The sequence below is a fragment of the Paraglaciecola sp. genome, assembly GCF_039942875.1.
GTDB lineage: Bacteria > Pseudomonadota > Gammaproteobacteria > Enterobacterales > Alteromonadaceae > Paraglaciecola.
Genome location: NZ_JBDVBQ010000042.1, coordinates 15,406 through 29,235, shown reverse-complemented (window position 1 = coordinate 29,235; position 13,830 = coordinate 15,406). Strand labels below are relative to the sequence as shown.

Annotated in this window: 14 protein-coding genes and 4 pseudogenes; 15 read left to right on the top strand and 3 right to left on the bottom strand. The window is 40.5% G+C overall.

Going from position 1 to position 13,830, the window contains the following annotated elements:
- Nucleotides 1-116: 116 nt before the first annotated feature.
- The 7 genes and pseudogenes from ABJE44_RS14135 to ABJE44_RS14105 all read left to right on the top strand — a co-directional run bounded on the left by ABJE44_RS14135 (nucleotide 117) and on the right by ABJE44_RS14105 (nucleotide 7,357).
- On the top strand, nucleotides 117-704 hold the full coding sequence (locus ABJE44_RS14135) for a DinB family protein (protein ID WP_348109781.1): 588 nt from the start codon (nucleotides 117-119) through the stop codon (nucleotides 702-704).
- Nucleotides 705-831: 127 nt separating this feature from the next.
- Nucleotides 832-963: a hypothetical protein gene (locus ABJE44_RS14130; protein WP_348109783.1), complete on the top strand. Its 132-nt coding sequence runs from the start codon at nucleotides 832-834 to the stop codon at nucleotides 961-963.
- A gap of 301 nt (nucleotides 964-1,264) precedes the next feature.
- Nucleotides 1,265-1,939, top strand: coding sequence for a hypothetical protein (locus tag ABJE44_RS14125; RefSeq protein ID WP_348109785.1), 675 nt, complete (start codon nucleotides 1,265-1,267; stop codon nucleotides 1,937-1,939).
- Nucleotides 1,936-2,448 (top strand): annotated as a pseudogene (locus tag ABJE44_RS14120) (ATP-binding protein). Before ABJE44_RS14125 ends, ABJE44_RS14120 begins: the two are co-directional and overlap by 4 nt.
- A 185-nt stretch (nucleotides 2,449-2,633) precedes the next feature.
- Nucleotides 2,634-3,626, top strand: coding sequence for a helix-turn-helix transcriptional regulator (locus tag ABJE44_RS14115; protein ID WP_348109787.1), 993 nt, complete (start codon nucleotides 2,634-2,636; stop codon nucleotides 3,624-3,626).
- A gap of 107 nt (nucleotides 3,627-3,733) precedes the next feature.
- The gene (locus ABJE44_RS14110; RefSeq protein WP_348109789.1) at nucleotides 3,734-5,986 is read left to right on the top strand and encodes a hypothetical protein; all 2,253 of its coding nucleotides are present in this window, start codon (nucleotides 3,734-3,736) and stop codon (nucleotides 5,984-5,986) included.
- A gap of 138 nt (nucleotides 5,987-6,124) precedes the next feature.
- Complete coding sequence (locus ABJE44_RS14105) at nucleotides 6,125-7,357, top strand: amidohydrolase family protein (protein WP_348109791.1); 1,233 nt, start codon at nucleotides 6,125-6,127, stop codon at nucleotides 7,355-7,357.
- Nucleotides 7,358-7,400: 43 nt separating this feature from the next.
- Here the strand turns inward: ABJE44_RS14105 and ABJE44_RS14100 are convergent, their stop codons facing one another.
- Both ABJE44_RS14100 and ABJE44_RS14095 read right to left on the bottom strand, forming a co-directional pair.
- Nucleotides 7,401-7,922: a hypothetical protein gene (locus ABJE44_RS14100; RefSeq protein WP_348109793.1), complete on the bottom strand. Its 522-nt coding sequence runs from the start codon at nucleotides 7,920-7,922 to the stop codon at nucleotides 7,401-7,403.
- Between the two features lie 104 nt (nucleotides 7,923-8,026).
- A complete protein-coding gene (locus ABJE44_RS14095) occupies nucleotides 8,027-8,515 on the bottom strand; it encodes an SRPBCC family protein (protein WP_348109795.1) in 489 nt (162 codons plus the stop codon).
- A gap of 435 nt (nucleotides 8,516-8,950) precedes the next feature.
- Between ABJE44_RS14095 and ABJE44_RS14090 the strand changes: the two genes are divergently transcribed.
- From ABJE44_RS14090 to ABJE44_RS14055, 8 genes and pseudogenes are all read left to right on the top strand, one after another.
- Nucleotides 8,951-9,289, top strand: coding sequence for a metalloregulator ArsR/SmtB family transcription factor (locus tag ABJE44_RS14090; RefSeq protein ID WP_348109797.1), 339 nt, complete (start codon nucleotides 8,951-8,953; stop codon nucleotides 9,287-9,289).
- On the top strand, nucleotides 9,286-9,762 hold the full coding sequence (locus tag ABJE44_RS14085; RefSeq protein ID WP_348109799.1) for an SRPBCC domain-containing protein: 477 nt from the start codon (nucleotides 9,286-9,288) through the stop codon (nucleotides 9,760-9,762). Before ABJE44_RS14090 ends, ABJE44_RS14085 begins: the two co-directional genes overlap by 4 nt.
- The gene (locus ABJE44_RS14080; RefSeq protein WP_348109801.1) at nucleotides 9,759-10,163 is read left to right on the top strand and encodes a hypothetical protein; all 405 of its coding nucleotides are present in this window, start codon (nucleotides 9,759-9,761) and stop codon (nucleotides 10,161-10,163) included. Before ABJE44_RS14085 ends, ABJE44_RS14080 begins: the two co-directional genes overlap by 4 nt.
- 17 nt (nucleotides 10,164-10,180) lie before the next feature.
- A complete protein-coding gene (locus ABJE44_RS14075) occupies nucleotides 10,181-10,504 on the top strand; it encodes a hypothetical protein (RefSeq protein ID WP_348109803.1) in 324 nt (107 codons plus the stop codon).
- Nucleotides 10,505-10,518: 14 nt separating this feature from the next.
- A complete protein-coding gene (locus ABJE44_RS14070; RefSeq protein ID WP_348109805.1) occupies nucleotides 10,519-10,941 on the top strand; it encodes a hypothetical protein in 423 nt (140 codons plus the stop codon).
- Nucleotides 10,931-11,233 carry a hypothetical protein gene (locus ABJE44_RS14065; RefSeq protein ID WP_348109807.1) on the top strand — a complete coding sequence of 101 codons (303 nt, stop codon included), beginning with the start codon at nucleotides 10,931-10,933 and terminating at the stop codon, nucleotides 11,231-11,233. The genes ABJE44_RS14070 and ABJE44_RS14065 overlap by 11 nt, the downstream gene beginning before the upstream one ends.
- 360 nt (nucleotides 11,234-11,593) lie before the next feature.
- Nucleotides 11,594-12,001: pseudogene (locus ABJE44_RS14060) on the top strand (SDR family NAD(P)-dependent oxidoreductase); the annotation flags it as partial.
- Nucleotides 12,002-12,037: 36 nt separating this feature from the next.
- A pseudogene (locus tag ABJE44_RS14055) lies at nucleotides 12,038-13,100 on the top strand (IS3 family transposase).
- A gap of 26 nt (nucleotides 13,101-13,126) precedes the next feature.
- Here the strand turns inward: ABJE44_RS14055 and ABJE44_RS14050 are convergent.
- A pseudogene (locus ABJE44_RS14050) lies at nucleotides 13,127-13,714 on the bottom strand (transposase); the annotation flags it as partial.
- Between the last annotated feature and the right edge of the window lie 116 nt (nucleotides 13,715-13,830).

The window sequence follows — 13,830 nt, the reverse complement described above, 5'->3', positions numbered from 1 at the left end:
GTAAACGAGCGTGTAAATCAATTCCACAATAGTATGGATGTGTATTAGTATAAAAGTTCATTGAGCTTCTCCGTTTGGTTTTGTCACCTATCAGAGTAGCTGAAAAGTTACGCTGATTGGGGAGGCTCAATGAGTATCAAGGTCAGTCAGCAGGACGCAGCGAAGATGTGCCTGTGCTGCCGGCATTATATTTAAAGAGGTTGCATTTGATATCGTCTAATTACTGCAAATCAATGGCTTCATATAATTCAATAATGAATGATCGGATCTTCGAGATATGTAGTTCATTTTCTAATGAAGTGTTAAAAAAAGATATGGGGCTATTTTTTCGTTCTATTCATAAAACTTTAGATCATATTTTATATGGTGATATTGCGTGGCTTCTTCGTTTTGAAGGAAAAGAGAACCAAGTTCCTGAATTTAATCAGCTGTTATATAGTGATTTCATCGAATTAACTGAGCAAAGAAAAGAATGGGATGCCAAAATAATAAATTGGGCTTCCTCGGTTAATGATGCTTGGTTATTAAGAGATATTACATATTCAAGTAAAGTGGACGGGAAACAGCGAATTAAAAAAGCATGGCTTTTAGCTGTCCATATGTTTAATCATCAGACTCACCATCGAGGACAGTTGACAACTGCGCTAAACCAAATAGGGTATGATTGTGGTGTTACTGATTTACCATTTTTACTTGCAGAATGAAAAGACATATAACAATGCAATACACTTCACTCACTGCGTTCCTTCGGCCAGATCACGCTGTGTTCGCAGCGTAATGTTTCTATGGGAATTAGTAGGTTTTAAGCTGTAAAAATTGTAATCATGACGCATGGAAAAACCTCGACTGGATTTGGAAACAACCAAGTCTAAAGCTATGCCGTCTGTCCATTTAGGTGAAATCGTAGATAAATATGAAAGAACCAACTTAGATAGCTTAGATTTACCGCCTGAAGATGCTTAAATATAGCCAAAGAGTGCTCTATGTCGGTATACGGTGATTTACTAAGAGCTATATCTTCAGTTAATGCAGTTGGCTTGGAGAAAGTTAATCAAATCGATCCCATCTACAAGGAGCCGGTGCTACCATACGTCAATTGGAATTACCCTAAGCTAGGTTTCGCCCAAAACTTGGAGCGGAAAAACTAGAACGTCTCGCGAAAGAAAATACTTCAATTTTAAATATAGGGCACTGCATATTCTTGCGCAACATGAACAGCGATACTCTATGCTGAAACGATGGAAGATATTGAAGCCATACTGCCGTGGAATTGTATACGCAGTATTACGACGGTTTGATACGTCGTTTGATTAGCCGCTTTCAATATGATGAACATTTGTACTCGGTGCCGCATCATCTAGTGGGCGAGCGTATTGATCTGCATGCCAAGTTCAACATGATTGAGTTGTACTTCCGTGGCAGCTTGGTGGCCAATCACGCACGGCAATACCGTTATGGTATGACGACTACCCCTGCGCAGATACCAAAAGAGCATGCCGTTTACCACAAATGGAATAAAGCTAAACTCGTCAAGTTAGCGAAGAACGTCGGTCCTGAAAGTCTTAACTGGGTGGAAACGCAGTTCCATCGCAAATCGCACAATGAACAAGCGTTTAGAGTCTTTTGGGGGATGTTAAACCTCGGCAAGAAGTACCCGCATAGCCGACTTGATAAAGCTTGCGCTATTGTTAATCAGCATAAACTTTGTCGACTCGAACAAATCAAAGATATCTTAAAAAGTAATCAGAACAAGTTGCCTCAAGGTAAAGCTGATATAACCTCAACCTTACAACAGGCTCATGAGAACATTTGTGGTCCACAAAGCTTCCACTACAAGGACAACAACATGATGAATCAAACACTAAGACAACTTCGACAATTAAAATTACATGGCATGGCAATTACGACAACCTCAGCTTCGAAGAGCGTAATGCCATGATGGCCGTAAGTGAAAAACACGAACGTGAAATACGCAAACAAGAACAGCTACTTAAAACTGCCAAACTGAAAATACATGCAAGTGCTCAAGATATTGATTACGGGCAACCTCGTGGTTTTAAGCAATCTCAAATGGCATAATTACTGACCTGCGTATGGGTCAGCAAACACCAAAACCCATTACTCACAGGCACGTGCGGGAGTGGCAAAACCTACTTGGCGTGCGCTGACGGAAGCAAAAGCAGGTGGCACCTATACAAAAGCGCTCAACCAACTCACCAAAATCGACATGTTAGTCTTGGATGACTGGGGGTAGAGCCGCTAAAACCATCGCAGCGAAACGATCTCATGGAAATTATGGATGATAGAAATGGTAGTACATCTATCGTTATTATTAGCCAATTACCCACCGAACAGTGGTATGAATCCATCGGCGACAATACATTTGCCGATGCCATCTTAGATCGGCTGATGTACAACGTATTTCAGGACGGGACAGAGAATCAATGAGAAAAATACGCTCCGAGTTGACTTAACGTGAACACTTAGGGTAAAAAGCACATTAGCCCAATGCGGAGACGTTTGCTAGAATATGCAGTTGAATTTTAGTACTACTTTTTATGATGAATATAGTTTTTGAGCCAGTCAATATTGTACATGTAGTGTACATATCTGTTTCCGTTTTGGGTATATGCATGTTTTTTGGTCAAGTTCGCTACAAAGTCCTTATATTGCTATTGTTGATGCATAGTGTTACCCAGCTGTTTAATATATTAGAGGAGCTTGATATTACACGGTCGGTAATTCTAGTTACTCCGGCTATGCATCTTGCTCTCGGCCCCCTTTATTATTTATTTGTCAAAAATTCTCTTTGCGGCGATTTCCTCATACGCAATCATTTCTTTCATTTTATGCCAACCATAGTTGCATTGGCGTTTACTCAATGGTGGCCTGCGGTTCTGGCCGTCGCATTTTTTATCCTAATTGTCTACTTATTTGCAGCTATAATATTGCTTAGGCAATACGAACATTCAATGGCCGAGCTAACCTCAACAGATGAGCGGTATTCATTTCGCTGGTTGCAACGAACTTTCGTCGTTATTTGCGTCATTGAGTTTATCGACTTTGTTCGACTCAACTTGCAATTGGTGCTTAGCTACGAGATAGCTATCAGTTGGTACTTTGTTAGTGCTTGCATATCACTTCTAATCACAAGCTACATTTTGATTAAAACCGTTCGGCAGCCAGAGCTTTATGCAAATTTAAGTGATTTTCATGAGATTAAGCGTAAAAAAAAGGAATTGGAAGAACAAGTCTCCCAAGCTGAAGATGCTAAAGCAATATTTGATCAAATTGATCGGCATGTAACCGAGAACGCTAGCTACCTACGCCCAAAATTTAGCTTACGAGACCTCGCCAGTGAGTTAGCTCTAAGTGAGCAGTTCGTTTCCTGGTCACTAAATAGAGGCGGTGAGCTCAGTTTTTCTGATTATATCAACAGTAGACGTTTAGATGCGTTGGTGTTAATCATGCACCGACAACAGAACGACTTCAATATTTTGCAAAGTGCATTTGATGTTGGGTTTAGCTCTAAATCTACATTCAATGCGGTCTTTAAAAGACACAAAGGCGTTACGCCAAGTGAGTTTCTAAAGACCATTCACTCATCAGGTTATACAAAACAATAGGTTCAGCTAGAATTTTGCACTTAAAACACGTCTTGTTTTATCATTTCGGACGCTAAACCACCATTCAAGCGGTAGTCTGCTCTTCATTCTTTCAATGGAGAGCCGCAATGAACATTTCTTTTAACTACCTAGGGGTAACACCCGTCGTCCTGTTGTTAACCTTAATATGCACCTTGTGCACAACTGCTACCTTTCATGCCAAAGCTGAGCCTTCTAATGAAACGTTGCTGCACCCCAGCACCTTTGCTAAAATTTTTGAAGGGCTTCCTCAGCTAGGGGTGCATACGACGATTGCCATGGATTGGATGAAGTCTAATTGTCGTGCAAAGATTGAATCAAATTCTTTGTCTAGTTCAACTGCAGTGTCTGAGTTCAACACATGTAAGCGTTTAAATTTGTGGGGTATTGAAGCGCTTGTTAAACTTGAGTTTAATAATTCAAGTTTAACACTTGTACAAGTTGAATCTGTTCGCGCTCTTTTTCCGTCGATTTTGTCAAGACTTCAGACTCATTTAGGTGAAGCAAAAATTCGGGGAGATAGGATTGTTTACTACCCTCTTAATGGGATCGCTCTCGACATTCCTAGTGCGTCTATAACACTTTTTGATCTGGGTTCTCATAGTGAGAGTGATCATTATTTTCGTTCTCGTGCAAATCAATCAATTGTATTTGATTTAAGTAGAAAAAAATGGTTGGAAGATCTAGCGACACTTGATCAAATTATTCGGAGTCGCCACGTGAACCCTTTCTGGTTAAATAATGAAACAGGATACGAGGAGCTTTATAGAAAAACTGAAAATCATATACAACAAAGTAACGCTCTAGACCCGATGCTAATTAATGCCCATTTCGAATCTCTAGTCGCATATATTGGGGATGGGCACTCCTATATTGCCGGAAAGCCTAAGCGGTTTGGCCGCCTGCCTCTCAGATTGCGTTGGTTTGGCCGCGATTTAGTCGTTCTAAGAGCCCCACAGTCAGACTTAGAGATCTTGGGAGCAACTATCGAACGTGTGAACGGTGTGGTCTTAAGCGATGCTATAGAAACAATCAAACCCTATATCCCAATCGCCAATGCAAGTTCATTACGTGCTCGTTCAGAATACGCACTAACCTACGCAGGGATACTCTACGCAGCAGGCTTGAGTGATGCCAAAACGAGTGCGCTGTTCACCTTCAAACTTTCAAATGGTCAAAGAGTAAATAAAACTATTTCGATTATAAGCAATTCTAATGCTAGCCCTAATAAGTGGTTTCAACCAAAACAAACGAATTCTTTGCTATCTGAATCTGACGGCAATTCTAACTGGATTCAGTTAATAGATAAGCAATATCTTTATGTTCGCTATGGCATGGTTCACGAACATGCCCCTGGGGCGATTGCTACCCTCGCAAGCGAGATAGTTCAATTAAATACCAAGCACAGGTTAGAAAAGATAATCGTTGATGTTCGAGACAATGAAGGCGGCAATTCATATTTGAACTCAGTGTTATTAAATACCCTGTCTCAAGATGAAAATATAAACAAACGAGGCAAGTTGTTTCTGTTGGTAAATCGCCATACATTTTCAGCTGCAATTAATTTTTCTGGCGCTTTAGAATGGCAAACTGCAGCGATAATTGTTGGTGAAGCGCCCGGAGATCGCCCAATTTTCGCTGGAGAGGCTGGCCCGCAAGCACTTTACGAACTACCACATTCAAAGCTTTTACTGAACTTGTCATTTTCTGAATGGGTAAGTACTGCAGCATGGGACAGTCGCCATGAAATTAATGTTGATTTTAAAATCGCTTCTTCATTCGAAGATTACAGTCAAGGCCGTGACCAAGAACTGACCTTCATTTTTGAGAATGACTTTGATAAAGCGGAGACAACGGTTAACAAAGAAGTGGTCCAGCGTTGGCTTGGTCACTATCAATTAGATGACTTCAGTGCAATGAGTATCTCGTGGGATGAAGATTGGGGTTTTTTCGCAGAGATACCAGGAACTTTATATTCACGTCTATATTGTGATGGGTACTCTGTATGCCAAACAGATATTCATGGGATGACCTTAGAGCGAGCGAATGACTCTAAACTCACTTTGAAATTCAATGGAGAAACCATCAACTTGACTTTGTTATCAACAGACTCTCAACCACTAATGACTACGCTAATTAATGGTGATTTAGTTAAAGCTAAGCGAGACTCAGAACGGTATATCAAGAGAAAACCAAAAGACCTTCGAATACAAGGTAACAACCTCGGGATTTGGTCAGCTAAATTAAGCCATCGATATGCAAATAAAGAGATATTTAGCAATGTTCGAACAGTCGCTGAGCATTTATATGGAATTCATATTGAAAGCTGGGAAGCCGAATAAATTTAGTAACTAAAATAAGAGAGAGATAAAATGAAATATTTAGCAGTAGTATTCTTATTATTGTTCATCGCGAGTTGTACAGAAACGAGTGATAGAATAAAAGTAGATTTTCTCGTGATAAATGCAAACGTGATTACGATGAACAGTGAAATTATACAAAAAAAACAAACCATAGCGATTAAGGATGGACTTATTTTAGCCATAGGAAGTAGTGATCAAATGGAGTCTTATAAAGGTAAGCAGTTGATAGATGCAAAAGATGGGTTTCTGATGCCTGGGCTTGCCGATATGCATGTGCACGTTAGAATGAATCCTATACATAATTTTAAGCTTTTTTTAGCCAACGGCGTGACAACCGTACGTAACATGGGAATTCGTGACGGCAGTCATGACCATGTTGCTTTACGAGGAAAAGTGAGTGCCGGGGAGTTTCTTGGACCTAGGTATTTAATTACAGGCCCACAAATAAAAAGTGAAAACACTAGCACTAAAGCAATGGTTGATACTTTGATGCAAGAACATCAAGAAAATCAGTACGATTTCATGAAAATTCATGGTGATATGGATGAAGCTGTATTTGACTATTTAATCGCCGAGGCTAAGAAGAAGAGCATTAGAGTAACGGGACATTTACAACATAATCTACCTTTAGATAAATCTTTAACTATGGACTCGATTGAGCACGTAGAAGAATTTCTATATGCGGTCCATGGTCAGCCACAAACGAATGTCAAAGGCGGTTTTCTCGAACAGTACAGAGAACAATTAAAGCTTCTTGCTGATGATGACTACCTAAATGATATTATTCAGAAAGTTAAAAATTCGGGTGTATATGTCTCTCCGACTCTAACAATCTATCACGCCCTCCCCTCTTGGGTTGATGATCGAGAATTTGAAAATTTAAAGAGAGACTCAAAAATCAAGTATCTGACTAAAAAAGTCAAAGATAAATGGTTATCTGATGATAAAAACCCGTATCGTGAAGATGGGTTTCCGCTCGGCATATCCGAATTAAGGCGAAACGGTGTATTGTTAAAGCGCATTGTTAAAGGAATGCACCAAGCTGGTATTCCTTTTATATTAGGGGTAGATGCGTTTGGAACTGTAGTACCAGGTTTTTCTGTGCACCGTGAATTACAGCTGATGGTTGATTCTGGCCTAAGCAACTACGAAGCACTAGAAACAGCAACAATCAATGTTGCGTATTACTTAAACGAGCGTGATAAAAGAGGAAGCATTGAAAAAGGAAAAGACGCTGATTTTATTATTCTATCGAAAAATCCTCTCGCTAATATCGAAAACACTAAAAGTATATTTGGTGTAATGACACAAGGACAATGGTTGTTGACAGATATTTTACTCGATAATTAAATGTTAGAAGTCCAAATCTAAGTTTTCGGTAGGGTGTAATATTTTATGACGCGTTTTTCTTTGTTCGCTTTCGGTGCCTATGAAAAATATAGCCAAGGTATAAAACAGTAAACCCTGTCGCCACAATTGCAATCGGTATAATAGAGTCTCCTGCTTCGGGGCTAAAGGTGATAGACCATAACATCTTTAAAACACCACCTAATACCACCACGCCTAAGCCAAGCCAGAGTGAACGCTTCCACAGGGCTGCTCCTAAAAATATGCCGTAGGCCATAACGCTGGCCGCGCCAAGCATGTTTGTCATTGTCCACCCAGATTGCAGTAACGTTTTTTCCATCGCTAAAAACTCCATAACTTTCGGGTCTGGTACTTCTGGCGCAGGAAACCAAAACATAGAGCTGAACATCGCGACGAGGGAAAGCCATATACCACTCCATGAGCGGTACCAAGCAGCCAGCGCAAAGGGTAAAACCATCAGAGGGCGCAGCCACCATGACAATGTGTTGTGGTGGCGGTCAAATGCCCAATTGAAGAAAGCATCATTTGTAAAAAATGCGATCAGCATACAGCATAATATAATGGCGTAAAGCCAGTTGGTGACGGAGTGATTAGCAACGAGCCCAAAACTTACTTTCTGCTGGTCATTTTTAATGCGTCTGTTGGCCGAATTTAGCAAATTGCAGATACTCTCGGCAAAGATGAATGTTTGCCTTCGTAAGGTTGCCCATTCTCCACTAGATATTTAAAAGCAGAGAGAGAGTCTGAACCCATTTTTTTAGAAATAAGTAACATTAAAGGCTCAAGGATTCTTCCAAATATGCCACCTTTAAGTACAACTTCTGATTCAGTGGTTAATAAGGTATTGCCATTTTCAGCTTTAAGCGACCAAGTATTTTTGGCAGATTTAACTAAGGGCAAATCAAATCCTTCATAAGTATAGGACTCGCCCTCCTTCCAAGAAATCCATCGTTCAGTGATCACCGTATTGTCACCAATACGACATGTCCGTTCGGTGCCAACACCTTTTGTACGATCGCCTTTACATTCAGATGATCTAACAGGTTCTGACCATGAAGAAATATTGTCTAAATCAGCAAGAAATGCCCAAGTATCCTCTGGGCTAGCATTAATGCATGCAGACATTTTCATTTTAAGCATAACGACTTTTCTCCGTTAGAAATTTTATTAAGACGCCTCAGCCTGTTCAGGGGAAATACGAGGGCGAGTTAGTGATTTTTTCAAAAAAATTTATCATATGCATATATCGCATATTTCTTCCGATAAAGCTATTTAGCTCAGAAACTGACTGCACTACATATAGTGATTTATTAACTGATTTTTTTTCAACCCTTTGCAAAGAAGCTTCATTCCAGAATTGTAGGCGCAGTTTCTAAATTTATAGCTTTCCAACGCATTTTTCAATTCACTCTCTGATTAGGAGAATATTTTGAAAAGCGAAACTCCTCAATGAGTATTGCTCTATATTGATCGAAATGACATTTCATTGAAAATGCCTATTCAGCTCCATATTTTGGGCACACATCAATTATAAAAGTTCTTGCACAACAATAATACACCGTGTAGTGTAATATTATGAATTATGCTAGAGAACAACAAATTGACGATGCTTTCTTTGCTTTATCACATCCGGTAAGGCGAAGAATCATTGAGCAAATTTCGACTACCGATATGTCGGTAGCTGAAGTATCAGCCCCCCTAAATGAAACACCTTCGCAAATGACCAAGCATCTCCACATATTAGAGCGTGCCGGCATGCTTTCTCGCCATAAAGAAGGTAGAACACATCGCCTTCATATGGAGCCTGAGCCATTAAAGGAAATAATGGAATGGGTCTCTCATTATCAGAAATTTTGGGACGAAAGGTTTGATGCGCTTGAGGAATATTTACACAACATTAGTGAGAAAACATGATTGCAGAATTAAAAAAAGATGGAAGCATCGAACTACAGGTGAAGCGCACATTAGCATTTCCAAGAGAACTTGTATTTAGTGCATGGCTAAAAGCAGAACACCTCATGAAATGGATGGGGCCAACACAGGATATTAATCTAGGTCTCATAGAAATTGACCCACAACCAAAAGGTAAATACCGATTTGGATTTGATGATAAAAATTGTCTTGATACACGTAGTTTTGTGCATGGTGAATTTTTAAAAATCACCGCTCCATCACAGTTAGTGTTCACATGGATTTGGGAAGCCCCGCTCCCAGAAGCAGGCGTATTAACGTTAGTGACCGTTGATTTCCATGAAGTTGAGGGTGGAACTGAAATGGTTCTGACGCATCAGAAATTCATGGATAAAGAATCATGTGAGAGGCATAACGCAGGATGGACGGGTACTCTGGACAAACTTCAGGCTCTTCTTGCGGGCCAGACATCATGAAGAAACTAGCTTTATTCACTATAGCATATTTCGTCATTACAATGGCGTGGGCCTATCCGTGGCATATGGTGTTCTTTCATGATTTATATGTTGAATGGGGCGCATTCCAGCGTAGTGAGCCTATTATGCCATTGGGGATTGCGGCCATAGTCATTCAGGGGATCGTAATAGGATATCTCTACCCATTTTATAATAACAGTAAGAAAAACCAGATCCTGACGGGCATCAAGTTCAGCCTCATTATCGGACTCATGACCTATACCGCAATGGGCTTTGCTACGGCTGCAAAATTCAATATTGATCCCGTTATGCCGTTTTTAATTTACCACACCATATTTCAAACCATTCAATTCATGTTGGCTGGAATTGCGCTTGGACTTGTTTTTAAAAATAACACTTAACAGAAAAGGGTAGAATTATGACTCAATTTATATTTACCTACCATGGCGGTCAAAAGCCAGAAACACCTGAAGCGGGAAAGGAAGCTATGGAACAATGGAAGACTTGGGCCGCTGGTCTGGGCGCAGCCTTAGTCAACCCTGGCACGCCCGTCGGAATAACAAAAACACTGAATGCTACAGGCATATCTGACCAAGCCTCCCCCCACCCTCTCATGGGATTTTCAATACTAGAGGCCGCCACTATGGATGACGCGCTTGAGCTTCTCAAAAACTGTCCACACATACATGTAATAGGCGGCACTTTAGAGGTTTCTGAAATGATGGCTATGCCGGAAGAATAGTTAAGGACACTAATATGGCTGAATGGCTCTACACTGCGAACGTAAAATTTTATGACGTATTATCTGCACTTATAGAAGACAATGCTGCTTGGCCCATCAGCTCTAAGGTCAACGTTGGTGATATTGTCTATATTTACCTGACGGCCCCTCATAAAAAGATTGGGTTTGTCAGTAAAGTTACTCAAATAAACCTACCCGACAGCATGGTAAGCACTCTTACTTCGCCTTATTTAAAGCCCCTCGAACCGCAAAAAAAGCCCAACAAGTCTTTTATGCTTTTGGGTAACATACAATCATTTTTGGAATGCTCTAATGATTCACTGTCTTTAGAGTATTTAAAATCTAACGGTTTAAAAGGCATGTTGATGGGCCCGCGCAAGCTCGACAACAACCCTGAGCTTTTAAAACATATTAGAGGCGCAATACATGGATTATGAAGAACTTGAATACAAATTCATTGAACTTCATGGCGCCGAAAAATCCACCATGATGGGAACACCATGCCTACGCTACAATGGACAGTTTTTTTCCATGATGTTTACAAAAGAAAGTTCCTTAATACTTAAACTACCAGAGAAGCGTGTTAATGAGCTTATAGATATCGGTAAAGGGCATGAATTTAACTTCACAAAAAAGCGCTTTAAAGAATGGGTTCTCATTCCTGAGAGCCTTGAAGATGAGTACGAAGCCCTGATGCTTGAAGCCCTCAATCACACGAAGAATGCTTGAAATTAGTTCACTGTATCGAGCTTAAAAATTCTTTAGATTCAAATAGATAAGGTAGTCAACATACAAGGGTGCTATTTTTATGTGAATATTATTTTTATTTATCAACAACTTACGCAATGGGGCGCCATATCATACAAAGTTAGAACTTTTCCATATTCAAAACTTTGCGTGAATGGGAGGAAATATTACTATCACTGGAGTTTCGTTTGGGCAAGGTGTCATAATACTTGCGCCGCATAAATTGACACAGCCAATTCCATTAAATCCAAGGGCATACCATTAACTTAGCAAGAAACGGGTCGATGGAGAGCTGCCATTCATTATATGAATCTAGACATTCAATAATACAAGGATATAAAAATGGCCTCACTCTCAAATAAAGTCGCAATCATAACAGGTGCAAGCTCAGGTATCGGGCGGGCGGCAGCAAAACTTTTCGCCCATGAGGGAGCTAAAGTGGTCGTCGGAGCGCGGCGAGACAATGAATTGAACACGCTTGTTGCCGAAATTGTTGCTGAAAGTTGGCAGGCTACGGCACTGGCCGGAGATGTGGCAGAGGAGAGTTACGCCAAAGCATTGGTTGCTTTGGCGGTAAGTGAATTCGGCGGGTTGGATATCGCCTTTAACAATGCGGGAATTCTAGGCAGCAACGATGCTGTGACAGAATTGAGCATTGAAGACTGGGAAAACACTTTGCGGATTAACCTTACTGGCAGTTTTCTGGGTGCAAAGTACCAAATCCCAGCTATGAAAGGCGGAGGCTCCCTCATTTTCACATCATCCTTTGTGGTAAGCACAATTGGTATGCCCAACAAAGTTGCATATGCGAAGTTAATGGTAGAAGAAGGCTATACCAATAAACAAGTGCAAGAAATATCAGGCGCAGGCGAGTCAGCTATGACTCCAGAGCAGCAACGTATTCAAGAGTTAGAAAAGCAACTTTGGCGAGCAAACAGGGATAACGAGATATTAAAAAAAGCCGCTGCTTTCTTCATTCGAGACAATCACACGTTGAATTAGCTAAAAATATGAAGAAAGCTCACCCATACTATAGCGTAACGGAATTATGTGAGGTGTTAGATGTCGCCAGCAGTAGTTATTATTATCAGGCTCAAGCACCATCTGATACAGAGAGTAAGCTCATAAATGAGATTAAATGTATTGCTGAAAAAACCGGGAATACCTATGGTAAACGCAGAATGCGGGTAGAGCTCACCTCTTTAGGGTATAGTATTGGACTTTACCGTACAGCTTCATTAATGAAAAAAGCCAAGGTGGTCGCTATCTGTCCCACACGCCACCATCGTTGCCTTGAAGGAGAAAGTGAAGCAGCTTATGCTCCAACATATTAAAGTGTCAGTTCAACCCAGATACATATAATACGCACTTAGTAGGAGATATTACCTGCATTCGAACATACCAAGGTTGGAGCTATCTAGCTTGCGTCATGGATTTATCGACCAAAGAAATCGTGGGTTATGCACTATCCCAAACACCTAATGCAAAACTAGCGATACACGCTTTAGACAGCGCGATTCGATGTAAACAGCCAGATACCCAACAGCTATTATTCCATTCAGACCAAGGGATGCAATACTCAGCTCAATCATTCAGGAATAGGCTCGCCACACTGAATATCACCCAAAGTATTAGTAGAAGAGGAAATTGCTGGGATAACGCCGCGATGGAAAGGTTCTTCAGAAGCTTAAAAACAGAAAGACTTAACTATTTATCTTTTATTAATCATCAATCAATGACCGAAGCAGTTAATAGCTATATTCGATTTTATAACTACAAGCGACGACATTCAGCATTGAATTATATGACACACCATGAAAAATATTTAGAAATGCAAAAAGCGGCTTAAAAACCCTACAGGTTTACTTGACCATTACAGCCTACCATGATTAAGTCGATATCGACATTACGTTGTACAGAAGTATCAGTAAACACCTCACGCATTTGTTCACGGGCGGGTTGATAACGCAAATTAAGAGTGTGAGGGCGATAATTATATTGGCTGACGGTGTTGGTGACATGTGCTTTTAAATCCGCCCCAAAGCGTACTAACTTGGTACGTCTGCGGAGTAAATCACGAGTCGAGCGTAATTCATTAGGGTAGTTATATGCCAAGGGGAAATTGCCTCCGCGTAGTAATTTGGCAATTTTAAATGAATCAATTTTGTCATTCTTGGTTTTACCGCCATGTATGGCCTTCATATACAAGGCATGGTCGAGCACAAAATCAATATTGTGTAATTGGCAATAGTCGCTAACCCAGTACCAGCAGTGCATACATTCGACGCCAACAACAATATTACCCAAATAAGGTTGTAGCAAAGACAGTAATTGTTCGGGTGAATCTTTTATTTTTTTATGTACGAGTACCTCACCGTGTTCGTCAATAATGCAGACATAAAGTAGGCGAGCGTGTAAATCAATTCCACAATAGTATGGATGTGTATTAGTATAAAAGTTCATTGAGCTTCTCCGTTTGGTTTTGTCACCAACCAGAGTAGCCGAAAGTTACGCTGATTGGGGAGGCTCAATGAGTATCAAGACCGCATACAGTAAGCTAAGGATAAGCTCCATCCAGT

Excerpts from the sequence above, each read along its gene's own strand:
- ABJE44_RS14085 (WP_348109799.1), top strand. The coding sequence starts at position 9,286 with ATGATTGCAGAATTAAAAAAAGATGGAAGCATCGAACTACAGGTGAAG.
- ABJE44_RS14080 (WP_348109801.1), top strand. The coding sequence starts at position 9,759 with ATGAAGAAACTAGCTTTATTCACTATAGCATATTTCGTCATTACAATG.
- ABJE44_RS14110 (WP_348109789.1), top strand. The coding sequence starts at position 3,734 with ATGAACATTTCTTTTAACTACCTAGGGGTAACACCCGTCGTCCTGTTG.
- ABJE44_RS14105 (WP_348109791.1), top strand. The coding sequence starts at position 6,125 with ATGAACAGTGAAATTATACAAAAAAAACAAACCATAGCGATTAAGGAT.
- ABJE44_RS14090 (WP_348109797.1), top strand. The coding sequence starts at position 8,951 with ATGAATTATGCTAGAGAACAACAAATTGACGATGCTTTCTTTGCTTTA.
- ABJE44_RS14075 (WP_348109803.1), top strand. The coding sequence starts at position 10,181 with ATGACTCAATTTATATTTACCTACCATGGCGGTCAAAAGCCAGAAACA.
- ABJE44_RS14100 (WP_348109793.1), bottom strand. The coding sequence starts at position 7,922 with ATGCTGATCGCATTTTTTACAAATGATGCTTTCTTCAATTGGGCATTT.
- ABJE44_RS14065 (WP_348109807.1), top strand. The coding sequence starts at position 10,931 with ATGGATTATGAAGAACTTGAATACAAATTCATTGAACTTCATGGCGCC.
- ABJE44_RS14115 (WP_348109787.1), top strand. The coding sequence starts at position 2,634 with ATGTTTTTTGGTCAAGTTCGCTACAAAGTCCTTATATTGCTATTGTTG.
- ABJE44_RS14095 (WP_348109795.1), bottom strand. The coding sequence starts at position 8,515 with ATGCTTAAAATGAAAATGTCTGCATGCATTAATGCTAGCCCAGAGGAT.
- ABJE44_RS14130 (WP_348109783.1), top strand. The coding sequence starts at position 832 with ATGGAAAAACCTCGACTGGATTTGGAAACAACCAAGTCTAAAGCTATG.
- ABJE44_RS14070 (WP_348109805.1), top strand. The coding sequence starts at position 10,519 with ATGGCTGAATGGCTCTACACTGCGAACGTAAAATTTTATGACGTATTA.